This window comes from Acinetobacter sp. UBA3025 (assembly GCF_002367915.1).
GTDB lineage: Bacteria > Pseudomonadota > Gammaproteobacteria > Pseudomonadales > Moraxellaceae > Acinetobacter.
Genome location: NZ_DFDO01000195.1, coordinates 4,982 through 5,310 on the forward strand (window position 1 = coordinate 4,982; position 329 = coordinate 5,310).

The 329-nt window shown below is 34.3% G+C and carries 1 protein-coding gene; it reads right to left on the reverse strand.

The genetic code is table 11. The annotated features are described in order from the left end of the window. Positions 1–276: hypothetical protein (locus B4J23_RS08160; RefSeq protein ID WP_291359878.1), on the reverse strand; the 276-nt coding region annotated here is incomplete at its 3' end. Positions 277–329: the final 53 nt, after the last annotated feature.

Consider the following 329-nt stretch of genomic DNA (forward strand, 5'->3'; position numbering starts at 1 on the left):
AATAATAAAGGTACTGACTCCGCCAATCAGTAAGCTCATTAGGGCAATTTCCAGGGTAATTTTATGATGCCAGCTCTGATCAGGAATCCAGGGCAAATTCAGATTTTCACCAAAGATAAAGTTAATAGTACATATGATCAGAAAGCCGATTGTTGTAGAGATCAGTAAAGTCACCACTAGGTTTTTCCACATCTTGTAGCCCACCAGCATGACAATAATGGCCAAACCTACCACCGTTATAATCGATATAAATAAAACACTGTTCCAATAATCCATTCCTAGTACTCTTATTTTAAATCAATTAAAATTATGAAATTCTTATAATTAAT